The organism is Streptomyces sp. NPDC043878, from assembly GCF_056435735.1.
Genome location: NZ_JBWKDW010000033.1, coordinates 1 through 12,466 on the forward strand (window position 1 = coordinate 1; position 12,466 = coordinate 12,466).

The 12,466-nt window shown below is 70.4% G+C and carries 13 protein-coding genes; all 13 read right to left on the bottom strand.

Translation table 11 applies throughout. The features are described 5' to 3' along the window. Positions 1 to 743: ATP-binding protein (locus tag AC07AZ_RS33670; protein ID WP_478854532.1), on the bottom strand; the 743-nt coding region annotated here is incomplete at its 3' end. 1 nt (position 744) lies between these two features. Then, the gene (locus AC07AZ_RS33675) at positions 745 to 1,323 is read right to left on the bottom strand and encodes a flavin reductase family protein (protein WP_478854533.1); all 579 of its coding nucleotides are present in this window, start codon (positions 1,321 to 1,323) and stop codon (positions 745 to 747) included. A gap of 47 nt (positions 1,324 to 1,370) precedes the next feature. Beyond that, entirely contained in the window at positions 1,371 to 3,029 is a 1,659-nt protein-coding gene (locus AC07AZ_RS33680; RefSeq protein ID WP_478854606.1) for an NAD(P)/FAD-dependent oxidoreductase, read from the bottom strand. A 217-nt stretch (positions 3,030 to 3,246) separates the two neighbouring features. Beyond that, a complete protein-coding gene (locus AC07AZ_RS33685; protein WP_478854534.1) occupies positions 3,247 to 4,218 on the bottom strand; it encodes a MarR family winged helix-turn-helix transcriptional regulator in 972 nt (323 codons plus the stop codon). Positions 4,219 to 4,319: 101 nt separating this feature from the next. Next, entirely contained in the window at positions 4,320 to 5,393 is a 1,074-nt protein-coding gene (locus AC07AZ_RS33690) for a methyltransferase (protein WP_478854535.1), read from the bottom strand. A gap of 210 nt (positions 5,394 to 5,603) precedes the next feature. Further along, positions 5,604 to 7,076 (bottom strand): MFS transporter, encoded by a 1,473-nt coding sequence (locus AC07AZ_RS33695; protein ID WP_478854536.1) that lies wholly within the window; start codon positions 7,074 to 7,076, stop codon positions 5,604 to 5,606. A 108-nt stretch (positions 7,077 to 7,184) separates the two neighbouring features. Then, positions 7,185 to 7,841 carry a hemerythrin domain-containing protein gene (locus AC07AZ_RS33700; RefSeq protein WP_478854537.1) on the bottom strand — a complete coding sequence of 219 codons (657 nt, stop codon included), beginning with the start codon at positions 7,839 to 7,841 and terminating at the stop codon, positions 7,185 to 7,187. 127 nt (positions 7,842 to 7,968) lie between these two features. Continuing rightward, positions 7,969 to 9,282: a cation:proton antiporter gene (locus tag AC07AZ_RS33705; protein WP_478854538.1), complete on the bottom strand. Its 1,314-nt coding sequence runs from the start codon at positions 9,280 to 9,282 to the stop codon at positions 7,969 to 7,971. A 90-nt stretch (positions 9,283 to 9,372) separates the two neighbouring features. Further along, positions 9,373 to 9,957, bottom strand: coding sequence for an NADPH-dependent FMN reductase (locus tag AC07AZ_RS33710; RefSeq protein WP_478854539.1), 585 nt, complete (start codon positions 9,955 to 9,957; stop codon positions 9,373 to 9,375). After that, a complete protein-coding gene (locus AC07AZ_RS33715; RefSeq protein WP_478854540.1) occupies positions 9,954 to 10,358 on the bottom strand; it encodes a nitroreductase family deazaflavin-dependent oxidoreductase in 405 nt (134 codons plus the stop codon). The genes AC07AZ_RS33710 and AC07AZ_RS33715 overlap by 4 nt, the downstream gene beginning before the upstream one ends. Positions 10,359 to 10,598: 240 nt before the next feature. Then, positions 10,599 to 11,069 (bottom strand): ester cyclase, encoded by a 471-nt coding sequence (locus AC07AZ_RS33720; RefSeq protein WP_478854541.1) that lies wholly within the window; start codon positions 11,067 to 11,069, stop codon positions 10,599 to 10,601. A gap of 3 nt (positions 11,070 to 11,072) precedes the next feature. Beyond that, complete coding sequence (locus AC07AZ_RS33725; protein WP_478854542.1) at positions 11,073 to 11,624, bottom strand: nuclear transport factor 2 family protein; 552 nt, start codon at positions 11,622 to 11,624, stop codon at positions 11,073 to 11,075. Further along, the gene (locus tag AC07AZ_RS33730; RefSeq protein ID WP_478854543.1) at positions 11,621 to 11,992 is read right to left on the bottom strand and encodes a dehydrogenase; all 372 of its coding nucleotides are present in this window, start codon (positions 11,990 to 11,992) and stop codon (positions 11,621 to 11,623) included. The genes AC07AZ_RS33725 and AC07AZ_RS33730 overlap by 4 nt, the downstream gene beginning before the upstream one ends. Between the last annotated feature and the right edge of the window lie 474 nt (positions 11,993 to 12,466).

Genomic DNA, 12,466 nt, shown 5'->3' on the forward strand with positions numbered 1-12,466 from the left:
TCGGACAGGAACGGCGCCGGGGCCTCCTCCACCAGCTTCTGGTGACGGCGCTGCAGCGAGCAGTCCCGGGTCGAGACGACCACCACGTTGCCGTGAGAGTCGGCCAGGCACTGCGTCTCCACATGCCGCGGCTTGTCCAGATACCGCTCCACGAAGCACTCACCCCGGCCGAACGCGGCGACCGCCTCGCGCACCGCCGAGTCGTACAGCTCGGGAACCTCCTCCAGCGTGCGGGCCACCTTCAGACCACGCCCGCCACCACCGAACGCCGCCTTGATCGCGATCGGCAGACCGTGCTCCCGCGCGAACGCCACCACCTCCTGCGCCCCGCTGACCGGATCCGGGGTACCGGCCACCAGCGGCGCACCCGCCCGCTGGGCGATGTGCCGGGCGGCGACCTTGTCCCCCAGATCCCGGATCGCCTGCGGCGGCGGCCCGATCCACACCAGACCCGCATCCAGCACGGCCTGCGCGAACTCCGCGTTCTCCGACAAGAAGCCGTAACCCGGATGGATCGCGTCCGCCCCCGACTCACGCGCGGCGCCCAGAACCTCCTCGATGTCCAGATAACTGGTGGCCGGGGTGTCACCGCCCAGGGCGAACGCCTCATCCGCCGCCCGGACATGCAGAGCATCCCGGTCCGGATCGGCGTATACGGCCACACTCGCGATCCCCGCGTCCCGGCACGCCCGGGCCACACGGACAGCGATTTCGCCACGGTTGGCGATGAGCACCTTGCGCATGTCAGGACGCCCGTCTGGCCGGAGTCCCGGACTCCTGCGCCTGGTTGAAGCGGCCGGCCGCCGCCTCCAGCGCGCCCAGGGAGCCGTCGAAGAAGATCAGCGGCTCCCGGCCGTGGTCCGGGACGCCCAGTTCGACGACCTCGCCGACGACGATCTCGTGGTCGCCGCCCGCGTGGATGTCGACGGTCGTACAGGTCAGGTACGCCAGCGCCTCCGTCAGCACCGGCAGCCCGCCGTCGGTGAAGTGGTGCGGTACGCCGGTGAACCCCTCGGGCCGGCGCCCCGCGAAGGACCGGGCCAGCTTCTCCTGCCGGCCGGACAGGAAGTTCACGGTGAACCCGCCGCTCTCCTCCAGCACCGCGTGCAGCCGTGACTGCTTGTGCAGGCAGAACAGGACGAGCGGCGGGTCCAGCGACACGGAGGTGAAGGAGTTGACGGTCGTGCCCTCGGCACGTCCCTCCGGCCCGGTGGTGATGACCGTGACCCCGGTCGTGAACAGGCCGCACACGCGGCGCAGGGTCGGTGCTTCGATCGGCTGTCGCTCGTGGGTGTGAATCAGCGAGCGCGCTGCTGCTGACATGCGCATCCCTTTCGTGGCGGGTTCGAAGACGTGCCGCGCGCCGGGCTTCAGAGGAGTTTGCGGACCTTCGCGCCGGCCTTGACGATGCCGAGCAGGAACTCCCGGCCGACGCTGTTCATCTCCGGCGGGGCCTGGACGGAGGCCCAGTACAGGAAGCGGGCCATGGTCGCCGTGGACGGGTAGATGAATCGTTTGTTCTCGTCCTTCCAGCCGAAGACCGGATTGACGATGGGCGAGTCGCCGAGCAGCTTGAAGACGGCGTCGGCGGCCTCGTCGCCGGTCAGCGCGCCCGCCTCGTACTTCTCGCAGGTCTCGGCGGCCGACTCCAGGAGGATCTTGAACCGGTCGCTCTGCGGCCACCACAGACCCGGGTACTGCGTCTCCTCCAGCTCCTGGAAGTGGCGCGGGTCCCCGTCCCGGACGTGCTTGAGGCGGGCGCGCGTCAGCCGCATCGTGCCGGGGGTGATGAAGGAGCCCCAGACCCGGAAGACCGCGTTCCACAGCCGGAAGTGCGAGAAGGCGATGAAGGAGCTGTTGACCAGCTCGTCGTTGTACTGGAGCAGGCCCTGCTCCAGCCGCTCGACGTACGCGAAGCGCTCCGCGGAGAAGTCCCCGTCCCCGAGGGCCTCCACCAGACGCGAGGTGAGCGCGTCGACGACCTCGAAGGTGTTGGACAGGCCGCGGGAGAACAGCGGGTCGAGGAAGCCGGCCGCGTGCGACATCAGGCACCAGCGGTCACCGATGGTCTGCTTCGACGAGTACTGCAGCCGGTCAGTGGAGATCCACTCCCGGATGCGGCTGGCGCCGTCGAACTGCCGCTTGACCGCGGGGTACTTGTCGAGGAACTGCTGGAACTCCTGCTCCGGGGTGAGGTCCGCCGGCTTGGGATAGGTGCGCTCGTCGATGGTCAGGCCCACGCTGCACAGCGGGTTGCGCGACTTCGGGTGGTTGTCGAACGGGATGATCCAGAACCAGCCCCGCTCGATGAGGTGGTGCATGGTGCCGGTGTGCCAGTCGGCCGGCGGGCGCAGGTCCTTGGGGTGCCCGCTGACGTCGTCGAACGGTTTGACGCCGACGTAGTGGGTGAACATCGACCGCGAGTGGTGCTTGAAGCGGGCCGGCTTGTCGCGCAGGTCGAACTTGTCGGCGAGCGGCGAGCGGAAGCCCGACGCGTCCACCAGGTACTTCCCGCGGTAGAACTCGGGCTGCGCGCCGGGGGCGGCACTGCGGCCGGTGACGGTCACGCCGTCCTCGTCGAAGTCGACGGCGGTCGCCCGCCAGTTCTGCCGGGGCACACAGCCGTACTTCACGGCCACGTGGAACATGAAGGCGTCGCTGTCCTGGCGGAACATGTGGCTGTTCTGCAGGAAGATCTTGGGCAGGGCCAGCTGGGTCGCCTCGCGGGGGTCGGGTTCCCGGCCCACCTCGTGCTTCATGAAGCCGAAGTGCGCCTTGGTGCCGAAGGTCGGGGCGATGTCCCGGGTGGACTGCTGGACGCTGGCCAGGCTCTTGAGTTCGGGGATGTCGTGGCGCTCGGAGAGGATGTGGATCCATTCGACGAGCTGCGGAGTCATCGACTCACCGATGGCGAAACGGGGGTGGGCGGCGGCGTCGACCAGCAGGACCCGGGCACCGTTCTTCGCCATGATCGTGCCGGTCACGGAACCCGCCAGGCCGGAACCGAGAATGATGACGTCGAACGTCATGTCGTCGGTTATGCCCGCCGGTCCCGTCGTCCCGGACGGCTCCGCCGGTTCCGTCGCGCCTTCGTTCCTCTTCGCGACCATGAGCTGTCTCCTTCGTCAGGTGCGGTCCACAGCGAAAAAGTGCATGAGAAAAGGGCCCTCCATTTCTTTCCGGAGAGCCCTTGAAAAAGGCGTGAATCAACCGCTGGCCAAAGCGTGACAGAATTGCTCGGGAGCGTCAAGCCCTGTATTGGGCGGGGATTTGGACGGGGATTTGGGCGGGAGTTCGGGTGGGGGAATCGACCACCGCGGAATGGCCGGAGAGCGGGCCGGCGGGCGCGGAATGCGTTTCGGCCAGCAGTTTCCCCAGCAGCAGGCGGAGTTCGTCCTCGCCGCCGGGACCGAGCATGGCCGCCACGTCCGCCGCCAGGGAGTCCACCGCCCCGGCCACCACGCGGAGTCCGTCCCGGCCGAGGTCGGTCACCTCCAGGGCGTACCGGCGCCGGTCGCGCGGGTCCCGGCCGCGGCGCACCAGGCCGCCCCTGACCAGCTCGTCCACCATCTGGGAGACGGCCGGCCCGGTCACGGCGAGGTACTCCGCGAGCCGCTGCTGCGAACACGGGCCGAACCTGTCGAGGGCGGACAGCGGCCCGTAGTGGCGCACCCGCAGGCCGGTGCCGGCCAGCTTGTCGTCGCCGTGTCTGCGCAGCCGGTGGTGGGCCTGGGCCACCAGGTACTCGGCGCCCCGCACCAGCGGCCGCGCCGACTCCGGGAGCAGCCTGGCGAGCAGGGCGTCGAGGCGGGCCCGCTCCCCTGGCGTGAGGACGGCGGTCAGCCGGGCGTCCCGCCCCGCCACAGCCCGGCGCCCCGCCTCCAGGGCGCCGCGTCCGTGTTCCGTCAGGGACAGCACGTACTGGCGCCGGTTGCCGGGGTTGCGGGTGCGCCGGACCTCGCCGCGAGCCTCCAGCCGGTCGATGACCGCGACCATGACGGTGCGGTTGATCCCGAGGCGCTCGGCCAGGTCGAGCTGGGACTCCCAGTCACGGCCGGTGAGCGCGGCCAGCACCAGGAACTCCCGGGGGTCGGAGCCGGTGCCGTCGGCGCTCGCGGTGAACTGCGCGTGGACGCGGCGCAGGAGGTAGCTGATGAAGTCCGTGAGGGTCTCCGGGAGGACGCCCGGTACCTCGGCGATCTCCTCGGTCCTCGTCACGGGACCCTGCAAGCCCGCGCGCTCGCGCCGCACCACAGCACCTCCTGCCAGTCTGTACGGGCGGTGTGCGCGGCCCGAGGGTGCGCGCACCGCCTCCGGATTCAGTGCGCCCGGGCCTCGGGCACGAGCTCGACGATCGACCGGACGGTGGTGGCCTGGCCGTCGGCCCGGTGCACGGCGACGACTTCCAGACCCGCGGCCCGGGCCAGCCGCGCGAGCTCCTCCAGCGGACGTTCCAGGCCGCCGTAGTAGGCGAGCATCCGCAGGTCCATGCCGGTGTCGGCGGTCTCCGCGGTCTCCTCGATCACGAAGACGCGGCCGTCGCCGCCTGCCACGGCGGCGGCGCAGCGCTCCAGGATGCGCAGGGCGTCCTTGTCGGGCCAGTTGTGCAGGACGGAGGACAGGAGGTAGCCGCCACCGCCGGTGGGCAGCTCCTCGAAGAAGCTGCCGCCGACGACCTGGGCGCGGTCGCCGAGACCCGCCGCGCGGAGGTACCGGGCGGCCCGCGCGGCGGTGCCCGGCAGGTCGACGACCGCGCCGCGCAGGGTCGGATGGGCCCCCAGCAGGCCCGCGAGCAGGACGCCGTTGCCGCCTCCGAGGTCGTAGACGAAGCCGAGCGCCGACCAGTCGTAGGCGCCGGCGATCGAACGGGCGTCGCGGGCGACGTTGTCGGCCATGGTCCGGTCGAAGGACTGCGCGAGTTCCGGGTCGGTCTCCAGGTCGTCCCAGAAGGGCAGGCCGTAGCGGACCGGGTAGGCCGGGTCGCCGGTGCGCACGACGTGCGGCAGCTCCACGAGGGACAGGTCGCCGCGCCCGACGGCGCCGTTGAGGTCGATGAGGTGCAGCTGGCCGCTCGGGTGGTCGGAGCGCAGGCCCCGGCCCAGTTCCGTCAGCCCGTACGACCCGCCGTCCGCGGTCAGCACCCCGACGGTCACCAGGTGGCGCAGCACCCGCTCCAGCGGCTGGACGCGCAGCCCCTCGGCCCGCGCGATGTCGTACGCGGTGACCCGGCCGTCGGTGATGTGGTCGGCGACGCGGTGGGTCGCGGCCACCCGCACGGCCATGGGGGTGACGAGGTCGGCCAGGTGCCACAGCCCCAGCGGGCGGGGTGCGGCCTGGGGATGGTCGGGCCGCGGGTGGTCGGGCTGGGGGCCGGTGGGCTCGGGGGGTGCCATCTCTGGTCGCCTCGTTTCGGGGAGTGGGGATTCCGAGAGCTTCACGGAGGGGCGGGTGGCGTGCGGGGTGGGACGACGGCGGCCCCGCCCGGGGCGGGGCCGCCGTGTCGTGCGCTGTGTCGTGCGTCCTGTGGCGCGCTGTGTTGTGTGTCTTGTGGCGCGCCGTGTCGTGCGCTGTGCGTCTTGTGGCGCGTCGTGTCGTGCGCTGGTTCAGTACGCCGCCGGGACGTGCTCTCCGTCCTGGTGCGGCTGCGGAGCCGTCGCCGGGATCATCACCACGGCGGCCAGCAGGGCCAGCAGGTACAGGCCCGCACCCAGCAGGAAGCCGTACGAGTATCCGCTGGTCAGCGCCTCGGAGACGTTGCCCGGCAGCTTGCTCTCGGTGATGTGCTGCGCGGTCGCGGCCAGCAGCGCCAGACCGATGGCACCGCCGATTTGCTGGGCGGTGTTGACCAGACCCGACGCGGCACCGGTGTCCTGGGGCGCCACGCCGCGCACGCTGATCACGGTGACCGTCACGAAGACCAGACCCAGGCCGAGGCCGGAGACCAGCTGTGCGGGCAGCAGCGCGACCAGCGCGTTCTGTCCCGGCGCCAGGAAGCTGAACCAGACCATGCCCGCGATACCGACGACCAGACCGGTGACGATGACCGTCCGCTCGGAGAGCTTCGCCAGCAGCTGCGGGCCGATACCACCGGCCGCGAGGCCGATGCCCACCGCGAAGGGCAGGTACGCCAGGCCCGTCTCCATCGGCTCGTAGCCCTTGACGACCTGCATGTACAGGGTCAGGAAGTAGAAGGTGGCGAGCATGCCCGCCCCCATCAGGAACATGATCAGGTTGGCGCCCGCGCGGCTCTTGTCGGCCAGTACGCTCCCGGGGATCATCGGTGCGCGGCTGGCGCGCTGGATCAGGACGAACGCGACCAGCAGGACCACCGCCACCGCCAGGCCGATCAGTGTGACGGCGTCACCGATGCCCTCCGTGCCGGCCCGGTTGATGGCGTAGACGAGTGCGCCGAAGCCGAAGGTGGCGGCGAAGGCGCCGGGCACGTCGACCTTGCCGCGCTCCCGCTCGCCCTCGACGAGCACCCCGGTGCCGATCAGGACCAGGACGGCGATCGGCACGTTGACGTACATCACCCAGCGCCAGTTCAGGTACTCGGTGAGCGCGCCGCCGAGCAGCAGGCCGACCACGGAGCCGAGTCCGCCCATCGCGCCGTACACGCCGAGTGCCTTGTTGCGGGCGGGGCCCGCCGGGAACGTGGTCGCCAGCAGGGACAGCGCGGTCGGCGCGGCGATGGCGGCGCCCAGGCCCTGCAGCACCCGGGCCGAGATCAGCAGCTCGCCGTTGCCGGCCAGACCGCCGAGCAGTGAGGCACCGGTGAACAGGACCAGGCCGACACGGAACATCCGGCGGCGGCCGAAGAGGTCACCGGCGCGGCCGCCGGCCAGCAGCAGTCCGCCGAAGGCCAGGGCGTACGCCGTGACGATCCAGCCGAGGGTGGACTCGCTCAGCCCGAGTGCGCTCTGCATGCTCGGCAGGGCGACCGCCACGATGGTGTTGTCGAGGACGAGCATCAGTTGGGCTGCCGCGATGACCAGCAGCGCGAGGCCCAGCTTGCCGCCCTGTCCGGGCGGTGCCGACGCCTCCGGTACGGCTTCGGTTCGGTCTTGCAGCGACATGAGCTCTCTCCGATGTCTCTGGTGATGGGGGGACGTGACCGGGGCGGGTACGGGCTCCGGGGGGTGCCACGGGGGCGGAACACCCCCCGGAGGTGTGGTGGGCGGGGTTCAGCGGACCGAGCTGGTCTTCGTGCCCCAGATGTCGAGGGCGTCGTAGGCCGCTCGCCATTCCGAGTCGTAGGCGTTGCGCAGCGGCTCGGGCATCTTGCCGAGGATGTGGGCGAACTTCACCGCGTCGATGTCGTCGAGCAGCCAGGGCAGGTAGCGGACGGAGTCCTCACCCACCCGCGTGCGCTGTTCGGCGCTGAAGGCCGCCCACTGCTCCTGGCTGAGCGTGATGTCCATGAGCTGGAGCGCGTCCCGCTCCTCGTGGTCCAGGTGGCCGCCGAGGCTCGTGTACAGCGTGTCGACCAGCCCGCCCAGGCGTTCGGCGCCAAAGTCGCGGTCGGCGAGCGCCGCGTCGATGTCCGCCAGCAGCGGGTCGATCACCGCGTGCTCCGCCTCCATCGCGTCGAGCAGGGCGATCTCGGCGGGCTTACCGGCCAGCGCCTTCTGCATCACGGGCCACACCGTGACGTCCTCCGACGTGTGGTGGATGGTCAGGAACTTCTTGAACAGCTCCCAGCCGACGGCGGTACTCAGGACGTGACGGGGGTCCTCGTCCACCCGCGCGGTGATCCGCGCGATGCGCTCCAGTTCGCGCCGGAGGGCGTCGTGGATGGCGAACATCATCGTCATGTCGAGGTTCTTGAAGTCCTGGCTCATCACTGTCTCCCTCGGTGCTCCGCGTCACTCGACAGTATCGTCAAGTTGCTTATCTATCAAGCGCTATAACTAACAAGAGCCGAACCATCAGGTGGTTACCTGATCGTCCGGCTGGTAGAAGCGCAGGTCAGCGGGTCGCTGTCGGTTGCAGAGCGGATTTCTGCGTCCCGTCGACCTCCGGAGTCATGGCCGGGTCGACGGCTTCCGGGTCGCCGGCGCGTCGGCGGATCAGACTCAGTGCGGGCGCGGTCGCGGCCGTGGTGACCAGGGCCATCAGCACCAGCATCGTGAACAGCCCGGAGCCGATGACGCCCAGGCCGAGCCCGATGTTCAGCACCACCAGCTCGGTCAGTCCCCGGCAGTTCATGAGCGCGCCGATCGACATCGCGTCGGTCCACCGCTGGCCCGACAACCGCGCCGCGACGGAGCCCCCGCCCCACTTGCCGAGCACCGCCACCGCCAGCACGGCAGCCAGCCACAGCCACTGCCGGGGCTCGCCGGCCAGCAGCGCCATGTCCGTCTTCAGTCCCGTGCTCACGAAGAACAGCGGCAGCAGCACCGGCACCGTGAAGGCCCGCAGCCGCGCCGCCGTCACCTCCACCGCCCGGCTGCCCCGCGGCGTGACCACCCCGAACAGGAACGCCCCGAACAGCGCGTGCACCCCGATCCGGTCCGTGACCAGCGCGCTCAGACACAGGCCGCTGAACAGCACGACCAGCAGCACGCTCTCGCCGTGCGCCCGCTCCGCCCGCGCGACCCAGCGGGCCAGCAGCGGACGTACGGCGTAGTACATGAACAGCGTGAACGCGACCGCGTACAGGGCCGTCGTGAGCGCCTCCGTCGGCGAGTTGCTCTTCGTCACCGCCACGACGGCCGCCAGCAGGCACCACGCCGTCACGTCGTCCACGGCCGCGCACGCCATGGCGAGCGCCCCGACCCTGGTCCGGTACAGGCCCCGGTCGGTGAGGATGCGGGCCAGCACCGGGAACGCGGTGATACTCATCGACACCGCGATGAACAGCACGAACGGCAGCCGGTCCACGCCGTCGGGTGCGAACGTGCCGTACATGCCGAGCGCGAGGGCCGTACCGAGGGCCAGCGGCAGCGCGATGCTCACCTGCGAGACCACCACCGCGGTCCGGCTGTGCCCGCGCAGCGAACCCAGGTCGAGTTCCAGGCCCACCAGGAACATGAAGGCGAGCAGGCCGAGGTTGCCGAGCGCGCCGATGTACGGCAGCACGGACTGCGGGAAGAGCCAGGTCTGCGCGTCGGGCCACAGCCAGCCCAGCAGCGAGGGGCCGAGCAGGATCCCGACGGCTATCTCGCCGACGACCGGTGGCTGGCCGAGCCGGCGCACCAGTTGCGCGCCGGCCTTGCAGGCGAGGATCACCACCGGAACGGCTGTCAGCAGGTCGGGCAGGGGATCGGATACAGCTGCCATCGCGTCTCCTTGGGAGTGGGAGGGTGCAGGGGAAGCGGGCGCGGGTGGGTGCCGGAGGGGGACCGGCTCAGGTTCCGGAGCGGGACCGGCTCAGGTTCCGTAGGGGCGGACCGCCTTGGCATCGCGCAGGGCGCGGGCCCACCACAGCAGCTGGTCGAGCATGAGCTTGGCGGCGGCCTCCGCGGCCTCGGGATCGGCGGGGAAGCGCCCCTCGGCGTCGTAGTGCTCGAGAATCCGCGGGAACGTGACGATGTCCTTCATCCCCACGCAGTGGAACTCGGCGAAGATCTGCCGCAGGTGCTCCACGGCCCGGACACCGCCCGCCATGCTGAGTCCGTAGCTGACGAAGCCGACGGGCTTGGCCAGCCACTCGGACTGGAAACTGTCGATGAGCGTCTTCAGCGGGCCCGGAACGCTGCGGTTGTACTCCGGTACGACCAGGACGTACGCCTCCGCCCCCGCGATCCGGGGCCTCAACGCGGCCGTCGCCGCATGCCCCGGGTCCAGGTCCGCGGGCAGCAGGGCGTCGGCCACGTCCACCACGTCGACCGCGAGGTCGTCGCGCCGGCCGGCCACCTCCCGGAACCAGCCCGCGACGTCCGGGGCGAGCCGGCCGTCGCGGGCCGACCCGACGACGAGCGTCACCTCGACCGGCCGCCGCGCGGAACCGGTCATCGGCCGGCCGCCGGCGTCGGCGCCGTCACCGGCGTCAGCGCGATGAACTCGGTCGCGTCGACGCGCGACAGGATCCGACGGGTGAGCGCCGGCATCTTCGTCGTACCGTCGTCGGTGAACACCGTGGGGTGGGTGACCTGGACCCGGCGACCGCGCGTGGTGATCTCGCAACCGCCGGCCGCCAGCACGTTCTTGACCCAGTCCGAGCCCGGCCCGTACGGCAGCGTGATGATGATGTCCTCACCGCGCCGGAACAGCTTCACCGGCGTGGTGAACTCGCGTCCGGACTTCCGGCCACGGTGGTGGACCCGTCCGAAGCCGGGCATCCGGCTGAACAGCGGGCCCACGAGGTGGTTGGCGAACCGCCGGTTGAAGCGGGCCACCTTGCGGTCTATCGGCACGATCACTCCTTCTTCGGGGTGGGGTGCGGGGTGGAGGGGGCGGGCGTGCGGTGTGGGGGCGTGCTCGCGTTCGTGCGGGTGCCTTCGGTTGTGGGGGGGGCGGGGCCGCGACGGGGGTGTCCGTCCTCGGACTGGCGCGGAGCGGTCGCTCACCGGCGCACCGGTGTTTCGACCGCACCAGCCGCTGCGGGCGGACACCCCCGTCACGTCCCCTCGCCGGCGTACGCGGCTGTCCCCTCGTCAGGCCGCGGGCTTCGCCGCTGCCGGGGTGAGCGGACCGGCCGGCTTGCCGCCCGACTGCAGGAAGCGCTGGAGGGTGAAGTTGTCCACCAGGCCCCAGCGTTCGGCGATCTTGTCGCCCTCGAAGCGGAACCAGATGATCGCCTGGTGCTGGACCTGGAGGCCCGTCGGCGCGATCCCGATGAACGGGCCGGTGTGCTTGCCGTGCATCACCCAGCGGATCGCGGCCTTGTCGCCGTCCGAGATGAAGTCGAGGATCTCGTACTTGATCTCGCTGAACGCGGACTGCTGGATCCGGATGGTGTGCTTGAACGCCTCCGGGCCGCGCATCGAGTCGTCGTGGCTGCCGTGGTTGCGGAAGTCGGCGGTCAGGTAGCGGTCGGCGGCCGACAGGTCCCCGAGGTCCAGGCCCTCGTGGAAGACCTTCTCGACCAGTTCCCTCTGCTGCTCGCCGGTGAGTGTGGTGGCCATGCGTCAGTTCTCCTTCACTGGGGTGGATACGGTGTTTCCGCGGGTGTCGAGCGTCTTGGTGTCGACCCGGGTCACGCCCTTGGGCACGGAGCCGGTGGTCCACACGATCCGCAGCCGCAGACTGTCCAGGCGCCAGCCCTCGGGCGTACGCCGTGCCGTGCCCGTGAACCGGCCGCCGAGCTGGAAGTACTCCGACGGGTCGGGGGGCAGGGGTGAGGCGAAGTGCACGTGGGAGGCGATGAGGCTCCAGGTGAGGTCGGCCCGGTCGCCGTCGGTCTCGACCGAACTGTCGGAGCCGTGGTGGTGCGTACGGCCCCAGCGCGCCATGATCTGCGCGGTGAATTCGGCGACGCCGTCGATGCCCTGGTGGCTGCCCACCGGGAAGGCCATCTCGATGTCCTCGGTGAACAGCGACCTCGCCCAGCTCTCGTCGAAGGTGCCCTCGTCGAGGCTGGCGAGGTAGCGGTCCACGAGCTTGCCCAGCGCCGCGAGGTCGGACAGTCGGCCCACCTCGGCGGCCAGGGCCTTCAGTTCCGCGGCCTCCGGCTGCGTCATGACAACCGGCGTCCCTCGGTACGGGCCTCGGTCGCGTAGATCAGGGAGTCGTCGGCCGCGTAGATGATCGCCTTGCCGGCGCCGGTGAACTTCTCGCCGTCGTGCTCGGCGGAGAACTCGATCCGTATGTAGGCGGCACGCTTGCCGGTGGGGCTGATCTGGGTGAAGTCCGGGTTGAAGTCCTCGCGGACGGAGAAGTCGAAACTCTGGTCGCCGGTGGCGGTCCAGGAGCCCGTGCCGGTGCTCTTGCTCGTGGTGACCGAGAGCGAACCGTCCGGCTCGAAGGTGGCGGTGTAGACGTCCACCTCACCGTCGTGCGCGACCTCACCCGTCCACTGACCGACAGGCGTCTTGGCAGAAACAGACATCGACCACACTTCCTCGGGTCGGGGCGAAATGGAGACAGAAAAAAATCCGCACCGCGGCGGAAAGGCCAACGGTTGCGGATTGGATCCTGATGCGGAGAATTGCGCCGCCCTGGAGATTGATCACCTGCGTCGTGGAGGTGTCAGGGCATGGAGGCGCCGGGAAAAGTGTGACACCCGTCCACCCGATCGGTCAAGACGGAAAAAGCCCCTGGCTGCCGTCCAGGAGACGGCCGCAAGGGGCTTTCGACCGTCCGAGGGCGGGCGGTCGTAAGCCCCCTTACGGCCGTCCGAGGGGTGGCCGTAAGGGGCTTTCTTCGTTCATGCAGATGGCGGTCCATACGGATGGCCGTCCATTCGGATGGCGGTCCATTCGGATGGCGGCTGCTGGTTGTTGGGTGCCGGTCCTCGAGGACATTGCTGCTATTCGGTCTTGCTTTGCTCGCTTGCATTGTCTGGTTTCGGCATCGGCTGTCG